This window comes from Xanthomonas vesicatoria ATCC 35937 (assembly GCF_001908725.1).
In the GTDB taxonomy this organism is placed as follows: domain Bacteria; phylum Pseudomonadota; class Gammaproteobacteria; order Xanthomonadales; family Xanthomonadaceae; genus Xanthomonas; species Xanthomonas vesicatoria.
This window is the reverse complement of record NZ_CP018726.1, coordinates 57,768-78,745: the sequence shown is the minus strand read 5'-3', so window position 1 is coordinate 78,745 and position 20,978 is coordinate 57,768. Positions and strand designations below refer to the sequence as shown.

Here is a 20,978-nt window from a genome sequence, read left to right as displayed (position 1 = left end):
GGTTCCTCAGAACAGTTCAAAGCTGGCGGTGGAGGGCGACGGGGCCGCCGGAGCTTCGCTTGGCGTGGCAACCGGGCTATCTCCCGCGTCGTCTCCGTTGGCATCATCGTCGCCACCGCTGTCGTCGGTGTTACTGGCGCTGGCAGACGTTGCAGGTGTGGCGGCTTTGTTCGTCGCTTTGGAGGGAGTCGCCTTGCCGGCCGGCTTGGCTGCGGCCTTTTCAGCGGCTTTTGCACGAGCGGCAGCTGCGGCGTCCTCGATTCGCTGCTGATGTTCGGCCAACTGGTCGCCCAGGGTCGAATAGGACGGCGCGAGCTTAGTCAAGATTTCGAGTAGGGTGGCGTCTGTGGCATCACGCTCGGCAAGGACGCGCACCGGATGCACCAGCGCCGCCTGCAACGTAGCGACAACTTCGTCAGTGGTGTCCGGGTCCAGCTTAGCCAGCTGCGGCTCGATGAGAATCTGGATTTGGCCGCCGACCTCTTTCAGGGTCAACGACAACGAGGAGCCATGCTTTAGCAGCGGCAGGACATTGGCGATGAAGGACATTGGGAGTCTCCGTGGATGTGTTGTCAGCATGCCGTGGCCCCGCATAGACGCATGCGGGTGCGAGAGTCTTGCACTCAGACTTTCGCCACCAGATCGGTACGGACGCCAGAGGGTACGTAGCCACTAAAATCAAATCCGGCCTTGAGCACACCCTCGATAAGCTTCTTCTTGTCCAATGCGAGCAAAGCCTTGTGCTTCTTCTCGCCTTCCGGTTGCGCCTTGTGCCATGTGGCGAAACCACTTTCATCTAGCACAAGGTGGATGGCGGGGATCGTGTGGCACGCGAGGAACTCTTTGTTCACAGTCACGTGCTGAGCCATGTCCACCTCGAAGGTGTTCACGATCACCCGGTTGATACGGCTCCGATCGACATCGCGCACGTAGTTCTCCGGGTTCTCCGTGAGGAACTGCGAGGCCATATTTACCAGAAGAGATTGCAAGTCACCCTTATCCATCAGAAGCAGGCGGCCAATGCGCTCGCTGCTGCCGGTCATAGCCCGCACCTTGGGCGGCAGGACGCTATCGGTCAGGCCAGAGTTCGACCGACCCAGCTGGAACAGCCCGTAAGCGGCAAGCGCCAGCAGCACGCGCGGCTCGGTGGGCACGATGTGCGCCGCGCCGCGCCGCACAACGGCTTGGTAGGCCAATTTAGCCGCCTTCGGAATGGCAATCGGCTGAGATGGCGCCTGCTGTACTGAGCCGTTTGCCTGGTCGCCAGTGGACGCAGACCTCTTGCTCAAGCCCTGCACGGCTTGCTGCTGCCCTTTCGCCGGTTCGACCAGCGGGGCTGCTGCCTTCGGAGTGGGAGCCGATGCCGCCTTGTACGCAGCCACCTTTTCCGTGTTGCATGTGGCGTTCCCGCACAGAGGACCCTCGACGTTGCCGGTAGTCTTACCCACCGTATTGTCTAGAACGCATGTCCTGAAGGCGCAGCCACGGCACTGATCGTACTGGGCCTTTCCTACGCCGTAGTCCCCCTGCATCACTAGCGGGATTGTCTTACCCGGGATGACTTCGGTACGCAGTTCCACCACCGCATAACCGTCTTTAAGCTCCTGGCGTCGCCCATTCACCCACGCAACCGTCTTGGTCGAGAAGCAGCCAGAGTTGGTGCAGCGTGCCGCTTCGATGTGTTCAGCGAACAAGCTGCTCTGCTGGCTGGAGTTGTGCGGGCAATCCCGGCAGCCTTCCAGATCGAACTTGGCCTGTGCCAACGCAATCGATACGCCCTGCAGCTGCTCGCGCAGCTGCGCGACAGACGCCCTGTGCTCGATAACCTTGCCGAGAACGTCGTCTTGCTTCTCTGTGGGGAGCGTGCTCAGAAGCTCGGCATGGCCGACCTGGATAGCCCTGTCCATCAGCGCATCCATGACCGCCTTCGATGCGTGGAGTAGCTGCATTCGATGGCGGAGTTTCGCGACGGTCCAGCCGAGCACGCGCGCCGTCTGCTCATAGTCGCCTTCGCAGTCGTCGAGCTGGTCCTGTGCCAGATAGGCTTCTTCCGGAACGCTCAGATTCACCCGCTTCAGGTTCTCGATGCGAGCCATACGCCGAGCCTGCTGCTCTGAGCAAATGAACACCTTGGCGTCGATGCTTGCCCAGCCGATATCCTTGGCAGCACGCCATCGGCGCTCGCCAGCGATGATCTCAAACTCCTCCCCGCCCAGCTTACGCACAGCAATGGGATGCAGCAGCCCTTCCTCGCGCAGCGTCTGGCACAGGCCGTCGTGCTCCTCCTGGTTGAATCGGCGGCGCGGGTTGTGGCCGGAACGGACGCGCACTGTGCTCACGGGAAGTGAAGTGGTGTAGGTCGCATTTCCGAGGTGCTCACTCATTCGGTTGTCCAGTCGTCAGGGATTCCACAAGAATCGCTCTCGGGACGGCAGGTACTTAGGGGTGGACAGTTCCTGCATTCGCATACCGATTGCTATGACCACCCCGCGCACTGCCGACCTTGCACGATAGTTCGGTATCGCGCCCTGGACGGGAGGTGAGAATTGTCCCGCTGTCCTAACACGGCTGGCACAGGCGACACTCACTTCGCGGCAGCTCTGATCGGCTGAGAGGTGCTGCTCTGGACCGATTCGCTCATTCGCAGCTATAGCCGCACTTGCGAAGGAGCGCGCAGAGCACTCGCGGGTGAGTCTTACTCTCCCGGTTAAATGCGGACCGGCATAACGTAGACCCTTGCATCGCCTCCGTTTGCCAATACGATCAAAGGGGTATCTGGCTTGCTTACCGAAAGATGCACAGATTCACCGCGCACGGCGTTGAGCGCATCCAGAAGATACTGGGCGTTGACGCTGATGGCGAAGTCATTAACGCGACGCGCGTCAGCTGGTAGCTCAATGCTCTCGATGCTCTCCTGCCCCTGGCTCCTGCTGGCCTGGTCTGCGGTGATGAAGCTCAATGTTCGGCCGGTGAGCTTGACAGTTACCGCCGTACTGAGAATGAGGGTGCGCGTCAGAATTTCGCGCAGGTCCGCCAGTCCGACATGAAACGGGTTGACCGTGTTGGCTGCCATGATGCGCTCGTAATCGACGTAGGTGTTGGCCAAGACACCCACATGGAGATCGGCGTAAGTAGTCTTGATGTGTGCCATACCGCTGCCCCAGCTGAAGCCGATCTGCTCATCGCTTCTTGCTTTGGAAAGCAAAGTGCGGATGTCAGCCACCGAATTGTGTCCAAGCACCAGCTTTTCTGCTTGCAGAGTATTGATGCTGGTGCTGGCGACGGCCATGCGTCCGCCGTCAGTGCCTACGAGTCGCAGGCGGTCCCCGGTCAGGTGGAACAGCACGCCTTGCGGAAGCTTGGAATCGCTACCGAGACCCGCGACGCCTGAACAAGCAGCATCAAGAAGGTACTTGAACTCATCGGCGGCAAGGTCGAACTTGCCAGTCGTTTGGCCTGTCTTGGCGGCTTGGCGTGTCACCGGTGCGAGCGGGCCGTCGCAGTTGATGGAGAACCGGCTTCCGTCAAGTTTGATGTTGAGGAAGTTGCCCTTGCGTTGCATTTCGACCAGAGAACCGGATGCGAAGCTTCGCATGATGTCGCTCAGTCGCTTGGCAGAGACACCAATTTCCCCACGCTCACGAATAGTGGCAGTCGAGGCGGTGCAGATGTCCGAGTTTTCGTCTGATGTATTGAAGTGGATCTGTGTGCCTTCACCAGCACGGATTGTCAGGTTCGCGTGTCCGTTACGGGACTTCGTTCTGCGCTGAGCTACCGACATGAGGGGTGCAATCGCCGCGAGGAGGTCTTCACGGGTGGTGGTGATGTGCATGGGATCACTCCTGGTGGGTTGGCCGGGTACGTCCATCCGGCGGCACAGGAGTTCCTGTTCGTGACCAGCGATGGAGAGAGGACAGCGCTGGCTGGTGTCCTCACTCTGCCGTCGATCAGACCTACGAGTGCGGCGTGCGCACTTCTTGCTGCTTTGTTGGCGGAGCCACGCACTTCTCAAGCAACCCGGTGTAGTCCTGCCTGCCCACGCTCAGGGTTAGCCACCCCATGCGCTCGACACATTCAGCCGTTGCTGCCAGGTCTGGATGCGCGGACCAGAACTTTTGGGAGGGCATACCGGAAGGCCGGGCAAAGTCCACATACGACATGCAGACTTCGCGAAGCCCCGTCTTGCACTGCGCGTTGACCCAGTTCGTCCACACCAGATTCTGTGCTCCCAGTTGTTGCCAGTGGTGATTCCATGCCAGCGCAGAAACAGTCAGCAGTACCAGTAGGATGTGGCGTACCCATCGGCCGATGCGTCGCTCCCGGGCAGTCCAGTTTCCGCCGTGGACCAAGGCGACAAGCAGTTCGTTCATCCGACCTTCCGCGATGCTTCGGCAAGCATGTCCCACTGACGCGGCTCGCACTCAGTGGTGTGCAGACGCTGCGACAAGGCAATGCATGGCAGCTCGGGGTGCGCAACGAACTTAGCCGCGCTCTGTACGCGCGAGAGGGGCACGGCTACTCGCATCCTGGTCAGGTCGAAGATCTCCACGGTCGGGGCCAGGCCAACAACGAGCCTTTCCACGGCTGCTCCGATGTGGAAGTAGCCATCCTCCAAGGTCCAGGAATTCTCGCGTAGGCAAGCTAGCTTGACCTGACGCTCAAACAGCCTCTGCTTCAGCGCCATCAGGCGGCCTGCTTCGACCAGATCCTCTTTGGACTCCATAGGCTCGAAGAACAGATTGCCGTTGTGGCCGTCCAGTACGTACAACCCCGTCAAGCCCTGCTCGCGTGAGTACCCGTGTAAGTGACCTGCTCGCAGCACATAGGTGCAGGGTCCGATGATCCATTGCAGGATGGCCTGGTGGCGCCAGAGGCGGCAGTTTAGTTCTGTGGTGGGCGCGCTGTTCAAGTTGGTCAGTACCGTGGAAACTCGGTACGTATAGGCTGCACCGCCCATCGCGGCTTGGGAAAGCGGGTTTAGGGGGTCATTGGGCGCAACAGGTCAGCACTGTCGAGATTGCGCCACTGGCCACCCAATTGTCATTGAGACTGACGACTGCGCCGCGATGTACAAGGCGATCTAGCCAAATAGTCCTTACCCCTTCCTTGTCCACTTCCGAGCCGAGGATATTCGCGACCGATGGGATTGAGCTGCCCTGTCGACGCAAGACCACTGTCTGTTCGTTGACCATCACGTCGTAGTTTTCGCTATGCCGCATGTCTGATCTCTGCCTTAGTTGCTTGGCGGTAGTCGCGGCCCTGTATTCCTTGGCGCGCAGCAAGCCTTTCCACGAACTCATTGATGATCCGGTCGAGGTGCTTGTAGTCATCGAGGACTTCTTCCGGCTCAAGAAGATCGATGGCTTCGAACTCTGAAACTTGCTTCCATTGGCAGACCTGCGCCTGATACTCATCCAGCGATCCGCCAAGATGTACGAACTCTACGTGTACCTCGCTGGTCTGCTGGGGGCGCAATGTTCGCGCAATCGCCTGTCGCTCTGTCTTCGAATTCCAAGCACGAACAGCGAGGAGGACGTAGTTGGCTTGGTACAGATTCAGTCCCGTCTGCCCTGTCCCGTAACTGGCAACAAGGACCGATGCTGGGCCGTAGCGGAACTCCGAATTCATCCTGCGAGTCCGGGACTTGATACTACTTTTGCCGTGGAATGGTACCGCGTGGACACCACGGTGGTTCAGTTCTGCTGCAATCCGCTCGCTCATCTCCGGACCATCGACATACAGCAAAATCTTGCGACCCGCAGCAGCTAGATTGCTCGCCCTCTCGATCAGGTATCGCTCTTTGCTGGTCATCGGCATGTAGCTGCCGAAGTATTCGTTCTTGTAGCTGGGCTGGTTGCCGGCCTTGAGTACTGCGCTGATGCGGGCCAACAGCGCAACCATATTGAGACTGCTTCTACCCTGCTCGGCATCAGCTTTCATCCGCCGGTAGCGCTCGCTGAACTCATCGGCCACGGTCAAGAAATACGCAAGGTGGTCGTGATCCCAATCCAGCGTTGTGATGCTGCTAGTACAGACCGGCGCCTTAAAGTATTTGGAAACATCCGGCTCGGCCACTATGCGCCGCTTAAGCACCGGCGCAAGCCACTCACGCAGCCGTTGGATGTTGTTGATCTTCGGCACTTGCCTTTTGCCGCCACTGGTCAGGCCGTCGATCCACTCAGCGGTAACCCACTCAAACACGCAATGCTGTTCGCTGAAGCGATCGACGGCGCGTTCGCAATAGTCCATGGACGTGAGCAAGCGCGGCTCGATGTATAGACCACGGCGACCGTATGGATTGACTGCGTTGTTGTTGCCAACTGCCCATCCGACCAAGCCCAGCAGATCCTGCACCAGATTTGGAATAGGTGTTCCAGTGAAGACATATCGACGCTTGGGCGAGAGCTGCCAGACCGCCTGAGTGCGCAGACTTTCTTCGGCCTTCAGTGCGTGACCTTCGTCACAAGCAACGGTATTGAATCGTCGGCGCAGCAAGTGGGAGAACGTCCGCTTGCGACCGGGAAGCTGTTTACGGAGAGTGTTGTAGCTGACAATGTTGAGCACCTTGAGCCTGCGTGCGTCTGCCTCCGTTTCGATTACCTGCCACAACGATTCATCAATGGCAGCTGCCTTGAGCTGATCGGTGTATTCCTCAATCAGGTGTGGCTCCACGACCACCGCATTCCTAAGGCCGCCCATCATCGCGACGGCCGCACTGATGTAGCTCTTGCCGCAACCCATCTCGCCGGCGAACACGCCGCCGCGGCTGGTGGTGATCTCCATCGCATCCTCGCGCTGGAAATCCCAAAGTCCCACGGCGTCGAGACCTACCCCCTGGAACCGGGCTTCGCGGCAACGCGCAAGAGCGGGGAATGTCGTAAGCCGACCGGGATGGGCGTCGGTCCAGCCCGAGTCGGCCACGGCAGTTTCAATGTCGAACTTCTTGGCGCACTCCGCCGGCTCCATCACCAGTGAATGCTGACCGTCTTCCGTAAGGAAGGTGTACTTGTAGCCGTCCCAATGGAGAGACACTGAATCGCCTCGCCGAATAACTGGGCCGACCCATACTTTCGGGTTGACGATGACATTAGCTTTTGCCGTGGCCTGAACAATGCCAACCGACGTGCAGACCGCATCCGAGCGAACAACGTGCCGTAAAGGCGTGCGATCGATCCGCACACGGCGAGCCATACGACGCATGTAACCCAGCAAGCCGGGATCCACATCCGGGCTTCCGCCCAGGTCAGCAATCCGGGTGACGGTTGCTTGCAGCGCGGCCACCGGGTCATCCTGCAATAGGTAGGCGCCGATGATCAGTGCGCCCTCCCCCAGATAGTTCACGCCGCGCGGGTATCGGTGCTGCTCCGAGCGCGTTACAGGGCCACGAAGCAGACCATTCATCACCTTTGCTTGTATCAGCCCGCAGCTGAAACCCAGGCGTATGTTCCGGCCAGCGCGGAACACGCGCACGGCCTTGTCGCCAGTCACCGGCAGGTGGATGCACTGGACTGCGCCTTCACTTCGGCGCAAGGCCAGTTGCTTGGGTCCGCGGCGCTCTTTTCGCCAACCCGAGCCCAGGTTGAGATCCGGGAGGACATCTGCAAGGTCCGACATCACCACCTGGACTGGCAACTGATCCATTGGGGCGCCAAAGACGATCAAGCTGACCTCTATCGCGGTACCCTGGTCAATGAAGGTGCGAGCCGGTAAGTCAACAAGCGCATGAAATCGAGCACTTGATTCGTGCTGATTCCATGCATGGTGAGCGTAGGTGGTTGGCAATAGCACCACTCCGATCTCTGCTGCTTCCAGAGCCTGCGCCAGCGCATAGGGATGCGACATGGCTGAGGTATTGGGTCCGAAGCGACCGTATGACGTGCAGGCGTAGTCCATCATGTGGACGCTCTGAAGGTGCACTGAGAACGGTGGATTGGCCAAAGCAATGTCGTATCGCTTAGGCCGTACATCTGTCATGTCGGCGCATAGAAGGTCGTGCTCGACCCCGGCCGCTTCTAGCGCTTTGCCCAGTGCTTCCAAGCTTTCGCCATGGATGTCGAATCCTGCGACCTTGTGTTGGTCTGCGCGGGCAAACTGAATCAGGGATCCCTTGCCGATGGAGTTGTCGATCACGCTGACCTTGCAGCCAGTGCGCTGGCGAATGCTGTCCATCTCTGGAATGAGGATGCGCCACATCAGGGCCGCTACATCATCCGGAGTAAAGTACTGCGCCAAGCACTCGCGACGGGCTGCAGCGAGACCACCAAGCGATCCTGGGCGTTCTTTGGTTTCGCCTAACGACTTGATGTTGCGAAGGCTGTCGAACCAGCAGGGAGAGGTAGCGGCATTGGTTTCCATGCCGTTATCCTGGGGTGCTGGATTGATGCCGGATGCGGGCGCAGACTTCCTGCGTCCTTCGACCTAAAAGCTCCACGCGCTGGGGGAACGAAAGATTGAGCAAGGACCTTCCGCGATGCAGTCGATGTCATGACGGACTGGATCGGGAGGACGAATGAAGGTGGTCCTCCTGGAACACAACTCACACACCGGCTGTTGAGAGCACTCTGATCCCACTGCGGGCCAAGATTCTGCAGGATAGCCGGCTGATCAGACGCGCTGGCGCTCAACGCGTGTCGAGATCCCCGGCTCAAATGCTTGGGCTCACACTGTGCGAAGGGCGAGTTTTGCAGACCGCCCCTAGCCCAACTTAGCCAGCTCGTCTTCAAAGTACGCTAGTGCTTCTTCACCCGCGAGACTTGGCCTGATGTGGACTTTCTCCACTGACAGAAACCCACTTTCCCGGATAAAGACGAAGCCCAAGTCCTCGAGCGCTTGGGCCGTCTTCGAGATGGCGATGCGTGTGCATCCCTGATGCTCGATGCACTCGGACAATAGGCGTCGAGCGGCCGGCCCCATCCGCTGCAGCTCTAGTGCCGACGTACGCACATCCTCTATCGATTCATGTCCTAGCAGCAGCATTTGTCGTCCTCAGTCCTGCGGTGGCCACTCTCCATTTCTGACGAGCATTTCGTACCAAGTACGCATACCACTGTCCACAGGTGCATAGTCTCCGCGTGCGGATTTCCATATCAGTGGCGGATCGATCTCGCGCAGCCTTTCGATGGCATTTCGCGCAGCGCCCGCCAGCACTTGCTTACCTTGCGCCTTGGTGTATTCCTCCAGCGCTTTTACATCGAAGAGCTTTCCCGTCCTTCCGTGTGACAGAACGCGCGTTAGCACCGCACGCTGCAACTTGGTCAACCCAAGGTACGCGGTTTCGTACAGTGCGAACTGCTCTTCTTCATACTCATCCGCCAGCTTGTCGAACTGGTCGTGCAGATCCTTTTTGGTTTTCGGTCCCAGGATGCCGGTGAGCGTGTTGAATTTCTTGAGGAATGGCTCGGGCCTATGGTGGAACTTCACGAACGCCTTGTAGAAGCGCTCGTTGTCCGGCTGCAATTCCGGCTTCTCTACCGCCAGCAGGCCGGCGTAGAAGTCGGTGAACGCCTTGTCCAATAGCGGAAGCGTCGTGATATCTGAGCCGAAGAATGGTGTCGCGTTGCCGTGCACTAGTCGCAACAGCTTGTCTCTGTCGGATCCCGACATCACAAGGATTAGGTTCCGTGCACCAGGCCTGTTGATCGTGTCCCTTGCAGACTTGAGCCCAAACATGAGGGTCATGCCGCCTTCGTACTTGATGACGTGCTGTGCTTCGTCGACGATGAATACCACCGGCTTGCCGGCTCGCTTCTGCAACTCCTGCAATGCATCGGCCACACTTGCTCCAGGATCCTTGCCCACGGCATCGAGGCTGAACTCCACCCCGTGGATGGAAACCTTAGTCAGTCCTGCTGCTTTAGCTACTTTGGCGATCTTCCCCTGCTGCTGTGCCAAGGCGTTGGCAATCGTGAAGGAAATCAGATCTACCGGATCGGCATCCTGTTTCTTCCACAGGTCGACGTACAGCACCAGCGCGCCTTTTTGCTCCAGCGCTGGGGTGAGGTCTTCTTGCAGGAACGTACTTTTGCCAGTGCGCCGCGGTGCTCCCAGGAACAGGGTGTCAGTAGCAAACATGCTCTGCCCTAAAAGCTGCTGAGTCAGCTCAGCTGCGAACTCAGGACGGGGAAAATGTTGATCCATTAGGGATTACCTCGCTCGTTATGTCGACACGTTAAATTAACCATAGGCCACGCTTTAGGGTGTTAAAGCCGCCCTAGCGTGTACTTTACACTTTAGAGTAGCCTCATACGTTAATTTAACTTTAACCGCCCTCCTGAAAACCGCTTTTACACTCTTTAGCGCGTGTACCCATCGCTACCTCGCAGCTGGCGCTCCTGTGCAGCGAATCGCCTGAGAAGGTGCCGGGCGGCCGGCGGCATACCTCTTGGGCGGCCAAAATGTTGCTCAGATGGGCTTGCAATCCATGTAGGCCCGGTCAGCATGCGGCGCCCATAGTGCGTTCGCTGCCTGTGCGAGGGCCTGGTTAGGCGTCGGATGGGAGGGAACCGCACCGGTGTCGCTGCGCATGGTTGGCTCTTGTTTGATCAAACCAGCCTGCCATGTCCGCTCACTACACCTATGGAGTGTCGTGAACCTGCGTCGGGGCGCCGCCGGGGCCTCGCCGCCCTACCCCTGAAACGCAACGGGCGGCCCGTATGAACAGGCCGCCCGTCTGAACTCTTCGAGGGCTTCCGGTACTCAGCCTTCCTTCTGCCCTGCTCGGAGGCCCTCCGGCTTCAACTCCTGTCCGGCCTGCACCTTCGCCAGCACTTCATCGCGAGCTGCCGTCAGCTCCTGCAGGCGCTCTGGCGAAGCCTGCGACTGACCGAGCGCCCGGCCGATGAAGCGGTTTCCCGTCATGTTGGCGAAGACGCCCTCCCAGAAAAGCGGCACGCCACTCACGTCATCGCCTGCACGCGCCAGCAGATAGACGCTTAGGTAGTCCTGCTCCAGATCCTGGGATTCGCCGTTGCGGAAACGGGCAAACGCATTGCCCGTAACCGGTGCCTGATGACCCGTCAGCAGGCCCGCCGCGCCCGAGAGCAGGTCTAACTTGCGGCCCTGCTTTTGGTTCTGACCCTGATGGTCGAGGATCACGCGAGCCAAGTAGCGGCTGACGTAGGTGCGGATCTCCAGCGGACTGCTGGCATAGCTGTCGATGGCGTTGCCCAGCAGCAGCGCAGTGCCCTGCGTGGTGGTGGGAATCGGCTTCGGGATATACATCACGTTGAACTTGCACGCGTTGACCGGGGTGACTTCCACGGTGGCCTCTGCGCCGTCACGCAGGTAAGTGACCTGCAGCGGCTGGCCGACCTCGGCCTCATCCGCGAACACCTCGTCGAATCGCTCGGTAACCTGCTCGAGTTTCCGGGTCTGGAGTGCCTTGCCGTTGAAGGCGACCAGCTCATCGAAGTCTTTCAGACCAGAGGCAGCGGCCGGGGACCCTTCTCCCACTCCGAAGATCATCGGGCGGTTTTCCATTGACCCAACCTGCGTGAAACCCAGCGCCGGTCCGGTCGTCTGGCCGCAAAGCTCCACATTGGCTTGCGCGAGCGGCCACGCGGCACTACTGATCTGGCCCCAGCGGCTGATTTCCTCGCGGGGCTGCACCGTAGCTCCGGAAGCGGTCAAGGAAGTCAGCGAGAAAGCGGCAGAGACGGCAAAAAGTGTGATGCGGTTCATTCGTCAGGTCCTTGAAAGTTCGGAAGCGGTTATCGGCCGGTGTTGAGGGAAATGAACTCGCTGAGGTACTCGGCGAACTCGGGTGAGAAATGGAACTCGTACTTCGACACCATCACCCTCAGCTGGAATCCACAGACGGAAATGATGCTTGGGCTCCGAGAAATTGCACGCGTCTGCTGCTGCAGGTCGTCATAACTGGGAATGGCTGTGGGCTGGCTCTTCGCGGTGTTGTGGTTGAAATGGACCACAACTTCTTGCAGTACTGATATCTTTTTGCGGAGCCATGCGACGGTGAAATAGTTGTAGTTGTTGCACTTGCTGAACTTCTTGTCGCTGCTGTCAATGGTCGGGCGATAGTCCAGCACCACGGCACCTGAGCGATGGACAACTTCCTTGCGGTCGATGAGGAACTCGCTGACGAAGCGAGTGGCAAGCTGGCGGTTGGCTTCGTTCTCGGCATCCTCGACCGGCAGCAATACGTTCAGGCCGTCAATAGCGCGATGTACTGCAGCCTTGATGTCCACACTGGGAAGATCCGCATCCCAGCGACAGGCGAGGCTTTCGATAAAGCCGCGTTTGACGTCACAGTCATCAAGACTGGGGCGTATACCGAACCGCGTACGATTTTCGAGGAACGCGTCATGGAGCCGGTCATAGGATTCTTTGGCAGCCTTCTCAAAAAACCTGAGTGGATCGAATTGCTGCAGAGTCCAACGGCCCTGGATGACATGTAGGCGGTCAGCAAACGCGACCGCCTCATCCCTGAGAGATTCCAGAGCAGATGCAATGTCGTTACAGGATTGATCGAAGGCAACAGCGTTCATGCGTGTGCAACTGAGTTCGTTGAATGAACTCAGTATGCAAATCTGCAGCGCATCCCCTATCAGGCGCGTACTTCTTGCAACTCTCTCGAATCCACTGTCCGACTTGATCGACGTCCAACGTCAAGTTGATGGCATCACTAGCGCTTGCGAGTGGCCACCGCGATCGGGAGCTGGCCAGGAAAAGGCCGCTGTATCACTTCGATGTCCCACGAACTGGGTAACAAGCTGCGCTCAAGAAGAATGGCGTCATTGAAGGACGCCAATGCCTTCTCATAGCTCTTCGACCACACCAATACGTTGTCCAGCACCACGGACTGCGGGCTTGGGGTGCCCGGGTCCGGGCGGCGGCCGTCCATCGCAAGGATCCACTTGGTCAGTGCGGACGTCAGTGCGCCGAGCGACAGTACGCGGATGGCCAGCGCGGTGAACGCTCGCTCTCCAATGATCCTGGCGGCGTCAGCAAGCGAGATTTCGTCCAATGCAGACTTGTCCCACTGCTGCAGTTCGTCGGCGGATAGAGCCTTACGTGCTAACACAAACTCTTCGCGGTAGAACTGGCTCAGTACCCGCAGCCGGCGCCAGGCGCCGGCAGGATCGCAGGGTGCCATAACGTCCAGCGCGGTCTTGGCAAACCTGGCCATCAGCTCATTCATCATGGCCGTGGCGATATGCCGGCGGTCAACAAGCTCGATCACCACCACATCCTCGCCGGCCTCCGGCGCAGGGGACAGGGGCATGAGCGGAGGAATCGAGAACCCTTCGTCCTTGCCATCTCCCTTCCAGTACAGCGTGCCGCTCACCTCGACTGGCACGGCCTCCCAGGCCGCGGTCGGCAGGTCCACGTCCTCCGCCGGATAAGGATGCATATAGACCCTGATCGGCGGGGTGGCCTGCAAGAGACTGTCGGTGAGCGACGCGCTCCGCCGGCCCACGTGGTGGGCATAGCCCTCCCATTCTCGTTGGGCCAAGTCCCCCAAGACAGCCACAATGCGATCAGCCATTTCGGTAGGGGTTTTGCCGCGGGCCGCCGCCCCCTGCCCCAGCAAGGTGACATCGTGGGCAATGTCGCGCAGCACCTGGTAGCGGGCCAAGAACCAGGCTTGCCCTGGGTCGTGAATCGCGGTGGTGGGCTCGGCCTGGTCCAGCGTGTTGTCTGCGCTCATTTGTCTTCTTTGTACTGTCTAAGCCTGAGCGGCCAAGGATACGGGGCAAGGAATACAGCCAACAATGGTGAAAACACCCCTTCATTTCTGGGATTCGTTACACAAGCTCGACCCTAGGCTAGTTTTCCCAACATCCAGGGCAATCCAATGAAGAAGACCAAACCCCAATGGCGCGGCCTAATCGGCGCCGGCGTCGTCATGTGCTCTGTCCTGGGCGGCGGCGTATACCTGATCCACTCCATGGGCTCCAACGCCGAAGGCAGCGATGGGAACCCCCTTGCCCCTATTGCCCGGCTCTTCGGCCTGTCCCCAAAAGACTACTCCCCCCCGCCGCTGACGAGCCCCATTCCCGACTACCGGCAGCCGACCGGCGGCGCTGAGACCTCCGGCGACTCCGCGTCGCTGGCCAACACCCTCGACAAGGTGGACCTGGGCGGCTTGATTAGGTCCAAGGCTGAGATCCGCCGCGACTCTCAGGAAGCGGTGGGCGCCATCCTTGGTTCTGCGCAGGTGGTCGACGGGGACACGATCGATGTCGCGGGTCAGCGGATCCGCCTGTACGGCATTGACGCTCCGGAGCTGGCTCAGAACTGCATGCATGCGACTGGCCAATGGGATTGTGGCCGCCGGTCGGCCCTGTGGCTGCAGCAGCTCATCAGCACCAACGAACTCTCCTGCATCTCCAAGGGAAGCGATCGCTACGGCCGCATCGTGGCCACATGCACGATGGGCGACCTTGATGTGGCCTCGGAGATGGTCAGCAACGGCTGGGCGTTGGCCTATCGCTCGATCACCAAGACCTATGCGATCACCGAAGGCAAGGCCAAACGCAATCATCTGGGATTGTGGGACAGCCAGTTTGCCAACCCTTGGGATTTCCGTCAGGAGAAATGATGCGCAAAAGGCCCGGGAGTTCCCGGGCCTTTTTATGTAGGGCGGCTCCCCGTACAAGGCTACGTTGCAACGCTGAGTTGGAACGAACCACGCAAACTATCCAGTAGGCGTCGAAAATATGTCGCAAACAGAAGCAGTTCTGCATCGACGTGGGCCTGCATGTCGTCCTGGCCGTCAGGAAGCTCGGTTTCAACCAGCACGGAAAACTTGCTCACCGCTAGCGATTCATCCAGCACGAACTCGTAGTCATCGCCCACGCTTGCGGCGAGTCGTGAGACCTTCATGCCGGCTTCGAGGTGTTTGGCCACCTCTTCCGAGTGAAGATCCACACCCTTGATTCGCACGCTCGCCGAGTCCGGCCCCTTCAGCACGCACTCATCGCCCAAGGTCCACAACTCAGGCAGATTCCCACTGGCAAGCCAGTCCGTCATCCGGCTCGCCGGCAGGTCCGGTGACGATAGAGGAATCGCCGGAAACGAACCGATCGCCGCGCGAACGTGAGATACGACAGTCTCGGCGGTCTTTCGACTACTGGTGTTTACAACAAAGAAATGTCGCTCCTGGTCGATTAGCGCGAATGCCTTCTTCTTGACAGTGAAGGAGCGAGCCATCAGCTCCGCAACTACCTCCTCCTTCAAGCGCTTTCGCATTCGCCCACCTGGCCTGCGACCCTCCTTTTCCTCGTGCTCCTTTACTTTCGCTTCAAGCCGCTCATCCACCACGGCAGGCGGCACGATGCGCGACTCGGTTTGTACTGCAATCAGAATTAGCTCACCCGTGCGATAGGCGAAAGGCGCGTCATCCATGTACACAGGCGGCACGAAACCCTCACTGGACATCGCCGACGGCTCGCACGGTTTGAACGGCAGCTCGGCAAGCATAGCTTCGAGCGGAGTGAAATCAAGCCCTGGCGGGTAGCTAAAAACGATGGCCTTTGAAAAGTGCATTTGTGCCTCTGTGATGCGATGGTGGTACTTAGCGCGGGATCGACATGCCTGGTGGCTGACCGCGACGCTCCATCTCGATGCGATCGAACGGATCGACAGGAATCGCTTCGCGAGCCTGCGCCAAACGCTCCTGTTCTTTGCGCGCCTCTACAATGACTTGCATCGGGGTGCGGCCGTTGATGGTGGGGAGGATGTGCTGAAACAGCGCCGTATCAGGAATGGCCGTCGGATCCTGACCGTATGCGGTGAAGTCGGTGCCCTTCAGGCGCGTCACCGCCAGGAAGCGGACGGCGAAATCCAGCGCCTCGGCGTCGTTCGCCGGCAGTGCCGCGTAGATCTGCTTCAGCGAGTCCAGGGCTACGTCAATATTCGGAGCGTTGATGGTGAGCGTGAAGGTCGGATCGCCCTCTGCAAACTGCCCAAGTTCCGAGAGAGCGGCGACGCGGCCCGGATGGTTGTTCAACTGGGTCAGCGGATCGATCGACGTCACCTCCGATGCCAATCCCGCAGTGTCCTTGATGTTGGATAGGCGATTGACGGCTACCGCCGACCTTGGTGCGAGTCTGCTGAGTAGATTCTGGGGCGAGTGCCCTCCGGAATTCGATGACAAGGATTGGTGCACCGCCAGCGTACCGGCGAGGCCAACAAATGCCACCAAGCCGATGATGTAGCCGCGGTTCCAGGTCATCGTGCTCACTGCAACGTCCTGGTGCTGCCCATTCCAGTCGCCGTCATCGCCAGCTGTCCACGGATGTGGGCGGATGCGGCTTCCAACAGGTTGAGCTGAGTGATGTCACCGGCTTGCCACTTCGGCGCCGAGAGAAAAATCTTACCGTCCGCTCCAGTCAGCTCCAGCATTGCCGCGTCCAGCACCGGCTTGATCTCCTCCGCTCCTTTGGCCACGCCACTGAAGTAACTAAAGACCTCAAGGTCTGCGGTCTCGCCAGGCAGCAGCGGCTTGTCGAACTGTTTCTCCACGCGCTGACTCAGCCATGGGGTCAAGCTGCCATCAGGTCCGAAATTGACCATCATCACCGCCTTGGAGACGGGGACATCCAGGTTGTTCTGAACAGTCAGCTTCAGGCGAAGCACTAAAGAGCCTGCAGCTTCCGACAGCGACTCACTTGCGTTCGCATAGTCGGCTTTGATCACGGTGAAGTTGGCCATCTTGTTGCCAATTTCCTCTGCGGCCTTCTGGCGGCGGCGCAGCTCGGCCAGCTGTTTGTCGTAGGTCGCAAGCTGGGTCGTATAGTTCTGGCGAAGCTTGCCGGCCAACACCAGCAGTTCGTCCTTACTGAGGTTGTCGACCAACGGCTTGACCGTACGAAATGCTTCTTCCTTGGTGGGCATACGGCCCTTGGCCGCCTGCTCCATGATCAGCTGCGGGTCGATGCTAAAGCGCGCGACGTCGGCTAGTGCGACATCAAGCTGGTCTAGCTCCGCTCGATCGGTAAGGTTTACGCGGATTTTGTCAACGGAGTCCAGCAGTGCCTCCTGCGACGACGCGTCGATCAAGTTCCGATCGGACTTGTTGCAGGAGGCAAGGCTAAGGGCGATTGCGCACATCACGGCGCAGGTGCGGGCTTTGTCGAGAATGGACATGGTTTCAACTCGTAGAGGTGGACGCCTTTCGGGCGTGTTTAATTTGCAGGTCAACCGAGGTGTTGCCACGATAGGTGTTGGAGGTAAGCGTGTATGCGGCATTGACCATATCGCCTGCGGCAACTGGCACGTCGGCTTCCGAAGGCTCTGGGCGAAACACTGACGTCTTAATCGCCCCGAACCAGATGGCCGATGTGACACCGCCGTATCGATCCTTCAGGCTGAGCTTGATGTGCGTCTTATCGGCACCGATGACCCGGGCACTGAGAACTTGGAACTGGCCATGGAAAACGGGCGGGTCGAACTCGCGACCGTAGGGCTCCAGTTGAGCCAGCTCATCAACCATGGCCAGCGACGGCGAGGCGTCCAATTCCCCGTCCGTATGAATCAGGGGATGCAGTTGCGATGGATGAACTTGCAGTAGTACCGCTTCGCAGAACAGCTCCTGCAGCAGATGGATATTGCCCGCCTGCACCCGCAATCCGCCGGCGCCGTGGTGGCCGCCATGCGATAGCAGCAAGCCCGGCTCCCATTCGACCACTTGGTCCATGGCCTGCTTGATGTTCACGCCGGCGGCGGTACGAAGTGAGCCCGTGAAGACGCCCATCTCACCCTCTTTCGGGGAGAGCATCATGGTGGGGCGGCCCAGAGCTTCAGTGAGCCTGCTCGCAGTTATCCCGTGACAACCTGCGTGACCGTTCTCTAGGCATACGACAATGGCAGGACTGTCGCTGCTCGCCTGCAGCGCCGCGATCGCCATCGCAGTGGCAGTCATCTCCTTCTCGATGCCACGGCGAGTCGTGTTGTCTTCTTCCAGGACGGTGGCCAACCGGACCGCTTCGTCGTAGTCCTTGCTCATCAGGAATTGGACACCGGTCATGGCCTCACTCAGTCGTGAGCGGGCATTCAATCGTGGGCCAATCTTCCAGGCCAAATCAGGCGCCGAATACGCATCCTTTTTACCCAGCACAACCGCCATCCCTTCCCACGCAGGTCTACGCCTGGCGTTCATCACCTTCAGCCCGTGCGCGATGAGCGCGCGGTTGTTGATCGATTTCGACAAGCTCACTGCGTCGCAGGCACTACCCAGCGCAACCCAGTCCAGTAGGTCGCCCAGGCGCGGTGCATCAGCAGGCAGGTGGCCACGATTGATCAGCTCGGCTCGCACTGCACACATGACCAGCCACGCCACATGGCAACCGGCCACATTCTTGTCGGCAAAGCTGGAATCAGCACGAGCGGGATTGACCACGGCAACAGCGTCCTGGGGAATGCCGCGTGCCGGAATTTCATGATGGTCGGTCACCACCGTGTCGATGCCCTCCTCCCTCATGCGCGTTATCCGGTCATGGTCCGCGCTGCCCTGGTCACCGGTGATGATGAGTGAAGGAAGAGGATGGTGCTGCAGAATGCGGTCGACCACGGCGTTGCTGACACCGTATCCCTCCTTCATGCGGTGCGAGTTGAACAGGAGCACGTCCTGCTGGGCCATGCCAAAATAGTCAACCAGCGAGGCCAACATCACTGCGCCGGCAGTACTGCCGTCTGCGTCATGATCGACCACACATGCAATAACTTCGCGCCCCTGTATCGCGGTGCAGATGCGATCCACCGCGATGTCGATGTCAGGCAGCTGATGATAGGAATCTAGATCAGCGATGCGTGGCAGCACGCGCTGGCGAACGGACAGACCACTATCCTCAGCCTTCATGCGGCCGGCAATCACACGAGCCTGCAGCGGCGTGAACCCATCGCGCTCTGCGGATCGCAAGATCAATGCATCGACCGAGCGCTTGCGAATTTTCGGATCTGGAGTCACATCAAGAAGTCCAAACGGCAGAGACCCAACATTAAAGGCGCCGACCGTGCCCTCATTGGGGTTCTGGCTTCTTTCTCCGCGACTGATGAAATTCGGGACGAGGACGGCGCTCATGGGTCATCGGCACATGCATTGCGGCTGGATGATTGATATCCCATCATGCTCCGCGGCCTGGTTCGAAAGCGTGGCCACTGCAAGCTCAAGAAATTTGGCGCTCTTCGAATGGCGCTTCCACGCAGAACGCTGGCCATGACCTATCTTCATTTGGACAACTTCCGCGTTAGGCCGTCGCTTGGACGGAAGGTCGGCCGGCGGATCGTGTGCGTAGATTGCAACGAAGGCGCCAAGCGACGGGTGCTGGCAGCGTGGATGGTCACCGGTTCGCTGCCGAACACACCAAAGCCACTGATGTTCACTTCCCGCCCCTTGCCGAGCTGGGCAACGATGGCTTCGAACAACATTGCAACTAATCTCGTCGTCTTATGCTTCGGCAGGTCCAGTTCGTGCGCCAGAAGTTCCACCAGGTCTTTCCTGTTCATTGATGTGTTCTTTCAGTTGCTGGTGTTGAGGTGCCACGTATCGGCGATATCGAATCGCGCGATTGAGTGGATTGCTGCGATTGCCTGCAAGGCATCTTGCTCATATTCGATGCCCATCGCTTGCATCCACTGGTGCAGGCGGCGCTTCTGGTAGCGGGCGTCGGCGTCGTCTGACGGAACCAAGATCGAACGCACTGCGAATGCCAGAGCATTGACGTCGGTTGCCAGCATTACGCCGCCTGCTGCATCGATCAGCTCCACGAAGTTCCGTGCACGGCCCTCGCGTATGCCCCTGACCATCAACCGTGACGCATGCGGGGCTGCTTGGCTGATGGTGCTCATCGTGGAACTGAGCAGCGCATTGGGCGGCAGCACGTCGCCGTCGGCCTCGGTGATCGTTCCATCGCTGCCCACCGAACGACCCAAGCTACTGTCCGGGTTGTTGCAGATGCGGGCCTGAGGCAGTGCCTCATACAAGTCGCGCATCAGCCCCCACGCCTGTCGGGCACGTTCCGGTGACACTCCTTGCTCCCGATTGACGATTACCTGCTCAGCGTGTTCCCGCGCCGAGACGATGTAGGAACGGTTATGGGCCCTGGCTGGCTCCATCGCCATGAGCGTGACCATGGGTGTATCGCTGATCTGGTTGTGGCCCTTGTGCATCGGCCTGGGCTCTGTGCTCAAGACACGGACTCTCGTGACGATAGTCGCCAGCTCTTGTGCGAGCTGGTAAATTTTGTCGATGTGTGGACGTGGCGGCATAAGTTAGTTGATGGCAGCAATGCTGTAGGCAGATCGGTTGGTGGCAGCATAAGTCCGATACGCACAAGCCATGGTCTCGCTGTTGGCGATGTCGTAAATCTTCGCCGCGTAGTTCGGATCGGTCGCGTAGCCAGCCTGCTGGAGGGCATAGGCAAAGCTCAAGACACTACCTCCGGACTGAAGGGCGGACTGGTATCGCGGGCTTGTCTTTAACAACTGCACATAGTCGGTGAAGCTCTCCGCATGTGAGCCGTATGCGCGGAACGCTGCAATCTCGCGCCTAAGGATGCCTCCGACCTGTTCATGGGTTGATGTCCTTACTACGTCTCCATTCCAGCGGCTTGCTTTTATTCCAAACAGGTTGAATGCACTTGTCCCGTCGCTTCGACGGATATGGCTTGTTCCCCAACCGGTTTCCAGCGCTGCTTGGGCAACAATTGCCCTTGAGTCAACTCCCAGCTCTCGCCCAGCGTTGAGCGCCAGATCCATGATCTCCAGCACGAAGCCTTCGCGTAGCATCGAAACATTGTTGCGTGGCGTTCCAGGGCATACGGATGGCTGCTTCAGCACCGAAGGCAATCTCTGCATCGGAGCAGCTCTGAAGTAGGTGGTGGGCATGGCGATAATCGCGACCGCGTTGATGACATCGCCTCCCGATTCCGAGATGGTGCGAATCACCTGCGGGCGCCCCACGCCAGACTGAGATGCCTCTGCCTTAGGGAAGCATGTCAGCAAAAGGACGACCGCCA

At 59.2% G+C, this 20,978-nt stretch carries 17 protein-coding genes and 1 pseudogene; 1 reads left to right on the top strand and 17 read right to left on the bottom strand.

The window, feature by feature from the left end; all coding sequences use genetic code 11:
* Window positions 1–6: 6 nt before the first annotated feature.
* From BJD12_RS22790 to BJD12_RS22735, 10 genes are all read right to left on the bottom strand, one after another.
* On the bottom strand, window positions 7–549 hold the full coding sequence (locus BJD12_RS22790) for a PRTRC system protein E (RefSeq protein ID WP_005989624.1): 543 nt from the start codon (window positions 547–549) through the stop codon (window positions 7–9).
* Window positions 550–623: 74 nt separating this feature from the next.
* Complete coding sequence (locus tag BJD12_RS22785; protein WP_005989621.1) at window positions 624–2,384, bottom strand: PRTRC system ParB family protein; 1,761 nt, start codon at window positions 2,382–2,384, stop codon at window positions 624–626.
* Between the two features lie 323 nt (window positions 2,385–2,707).
* Complete coding sequence (locus BJD12_RS22780) at window positions 2,708–3,832, bottom strand: DNA polymerase III subunit beta (protein ID WP_005989619.1); 1,125 nt, start codon at window positions 3,830–3,832, stop codon at window positions 2,708–2,710.
* Between the two features lie 121 nt (window positions 3,833–3,953).
* Window positions 3,954–4,370: a hypothetical protein gene (locus tag BJD12_RS22775; RefSeq protein ID WP_005989617.1), complete on the bottom strand. Its 417-nt coding sequence runs from the start codon at window positions 4,368–4,370 to the stop codon at window positions 3,954–3,956.
* Window positions 4,367–4,909: a hypothetical protein gene (locus BJD12_RS22770; protein ID WP_126941433.1), complete on the bottom strand. Its 543-nt coding sequence runs from the start codon at window positions 4,907–4,909 to the stop codon at window positions 4,367–4,369. The genes BJD12_RS22775 and BJD12_RS22770 overlap by 4 nt, the downstream gene beginning before the upstream one ends.
* Window positions 4,910–5,208: 299 nt before the next feature.
* Window positions 5,209–8,355: an SNF2-related protein gene (locus BJD12_RS22765; protein ID WP_005989611.1), complete on the bottom strand. Its 3,147-nt coding sequence runs from the start codon at window positions 8,353–8,355 to the stop codon at window positions 5,209–5,211.
* A 630-nt stretch (window positions 8,356–8,985) separates the two neighbouring features.
* Complete coding sequence (locus tag BJD12_RS22755) at window positions 8,986–10,137, bottom strand: hypothetical protein (protein WP_005989608.1); 1,152 nt, start codon at window positions 10,135–10,137, stop codon at window positions 8,986–8,988.
* Between the two features lie 558 nt (window positions 10,138–10,695).
* Complete coding sequence (locus BJD12_RS22750; protein WP_005989603.1) at window positions 10,696–11,679, bottom strand: PDZ domain-containing protein; 984 nt, start codon at window positions 11,677–11,679, stop codon at window positions 10,696–10,698.
* Between the two features lie 29 nt (window positions 11,680–11,708).
* Complete coding sequence (locus BJD12_RS24460; RefSeq protein ID WP_005989600.1) at window positions 11,709–12,503, bottom strand: hypothetical protein; 795 nt, start codon at window positions 12,501–12,503, stop codon at window positions 11,709–11,711.
* A gap of 137 nt (window positions 12,504–12,640) precedes the next feature.
* Window positions 12,641–13,666, bottom strand: a complete 1,026-nt coding sequence (locus BJD12_RS22735; RefSeq protein WP_005989598.1) for a hypothetical protein — start codon at window positions 13,664–13,666, stop codon at window positions 12,641–12,643.
* A 147-nt stretch (window positions 13,667–13,813) separates the two neighbouring features.
* Between BJD12_RS22735 and BJD12_RS23940 the strand changes: the two genes are divergently transcribed.
* The gene (locus BJD12_RS23940; RefSeq protein ID WP_005989596.1) at window positions 13,814–14,560 is read left to right on the top strand and encodes a thermonuclease family protein; all 747 of its coding nucleotides are present in this window, start codon (window positions 13,814–13,816) and stop codon (window positions 14,558–14,560) included.
* A gap of 59 nt (window positions 14,561–14,619) precedes the next feature.
* Here BJD12_RS23940 and rdgC read toward each other — a convergent pair whose 3' ends face one another.
* The 7 genes and pseudogenes from rdgC to BJD12_RS23935 all read right to left on the bottom strand — a co-directional run.
* The gene (gene rdgC, locus BJD12_RS22725; RefSeq protein ID WP_005989594.1) at window positions 14,620–15,507 is read right to left on the bottom strand and encodes a recombination-associated protein RdgC; all 888 of its coding nucleotides are present in this window, start codon (window positions 15,505–15,507) and stop codon (window positions 14,620–14,622) included.
* Window positions 15,508–15,535: 28 nt separating this feature from the next.
* On the bottom strand, window positions 15,536–16,204 hold the full coding sequence (locus BJD12_RS22720; protein WP_125459558.1) for a hypothetical protein: 669 nt from the start codon (window positions 16,202–16,204) through the stop codon (window positions 15,536–15,538).
* Entirely contained in the window at window positions 16,201–17,109 is a 909-nt protein-coding gene (locus BJD12_RS22715; protein ID WP_005989590.1) for a hypothetical protein, read from the bottom strand. Before BJD12_RS22715 ends, BJD12_RS22720 begins: the two co-directional genes overlap by 4 nt.
* 4 nt (window positions 17,110–17,113) lie before the next feature.
* Complete coding sequence (locus BJD12_RS22710) at window positions 17,114–19,042, bottom strand: single-stranded-DNA-specific exonuclease RecJ (protein ID WP_005989588.1); 1,929 nt, start codon at window positions 19,040–19,042, stop codon at window positions 17,114–17,116.
* Between the two features lie 146 nt (window positions 19,043–19,188).
* Window positions 19,189–19,467: an HU family DNA-binding protein gene (locus BJD12_RS22705; RefSeq protein ID WP_005989584.1), complete on the bottom strand. Its 279-nt coding sequence runs from the start codon at window positions 19,465–19,467 to the stop codon at window positions 19,189–19,191.
* Between the two features lie 12 nt (window positions 19,468–19,479).
* Complete coding sequence (locus tag BJD12_RS22700) at window positions 19,480–20,130, bottom strand: hypothetical protein (RefSeq protein WP_126936947.1); 651 nt, start codon at window positions 20,128–20,130, stop codon at window positions 19,480–19,482.
* A gap of 144 nt (window positions 20,131–20,274) precedes the next feature.
* Window positions 20,275–20,739: pseudogene (locus tag BJD12_RS23935) on the bottom strand (glucosaminidase domain-containing protein); the annotation flags it as partial.
* Window positions 20,740–20,978: the final 239 nt, after the last annotated feature.

Excerpts from the sequence above, each read along its gene's own strand:
- BJD12_RS22705 (WP_005989584.1), bottom strand. The coding sequence starts at position 19,467 with ATGAACAGGAAAGACCTGGTGGAACTTCTGGCGCACGAACTGGACCTG.
- BJD12_RS22710 (WP_005989588.1), bottom strand. The coding sequence starts at position 19,042 with ATGAGCGCCGTCCTCGTCCCGAATTTCATCAGTCGCGGAGAAAGAAGC.
- BJD12_RS22775 (WP_005989617.1), bottom strand. The coding sequence starts at position 4,370 with ATGAACGAACTGCTTGTCGCCTTGGTCCACGGCGGAAACTGGACTGCC.
- BJD12_RS23940 (WP_005989596.1), top strand. The coding sequence starts at position 13,814 with ATGAAGAAGACCAAACCCCAATGGCGCGGCCTAATCGGCGCCGGCGTC.
- BJD12_RS22765 (WP_005989611.1), bottom strand. The coding sequence starts at position 8,355 with ATGGAAACCAATGCCGCTACCTCTCCCTGCTGGTTCGACAGCCTTCGC.
- BJD12_RS24460 (WP_005989600.1), bottom strand. The coding sequence starts at position 12,503 with ATGAACGCTGTTGCCTTCGATCAATCCTGTAACGACATTGCATCTGCT.
- BJD12_RS22715 (WP_005989590.1), bottom strand. The coding sequence starts at position 17,109 with ATGTCCATTCTCGACAAAGCCCGCACCTGCGCCGTGATGTGCGCAATC.
- rdgC (WP_005989594.1), bottom strand. The coding sequence starts at position 15,507 with ATGCACTTTTCAAAGGCCATCGTTTTTAGCTACCCGCCAGGGCTTGAT.
- BJD12_RS22790 (WP_005989624.1), bottom strand. The coding sequence starts at position 549 with ATGTCCTTCATCGCCAATGTCCTGCCGCTGCTAAAGCATGGCTCCTCG.
- BJD12_RS22755 (WP_005989608.1), bottom strand. The coding sequence starts at position 10,137 with ATGGATCAACATTTTCCCCGTCCTGAGTTCGCAGCTGAGCTGACTCAG.
- BJD12_RS22700 (WP_126936947.1), bottom strand. The coding sequence starts at position 20,130 with ATGCACAAGGGCCACAACCAGATCAGCGATACACCCATGGTCACGCTC.
- BJD12_RS22780 (WP_005989619.1), bottom strand. The coding sequence starts at position 3,832 with ATGCACATCACCACCACCCGTGAAGACCTCCTCGCGGCGATTGCACCC.
- BJD12_RS22750 (WP_005989603.1), bottom strand. The coding sequence starts at position 11,679 with ATGAACCGCATCACACTTTTTGCCGTCTCTGCCGCTTTCTCGCTGACT.
- BJD12_RS22785 (WP_005989621.1), bottom strand. The coding sequence starts at position 2,384 with ATGAGTGAGCACCTCGGAAATGCGACCTACACCACTTCACTTCCCGTG.
- BJD12_RS22735 (WP_005989598.1), bottom strand. The coding sequence starts at position 13,666 with ATGAGCGCAGACAACACGCTGGACCAGGCCGAGCCCACCACCGCGATT.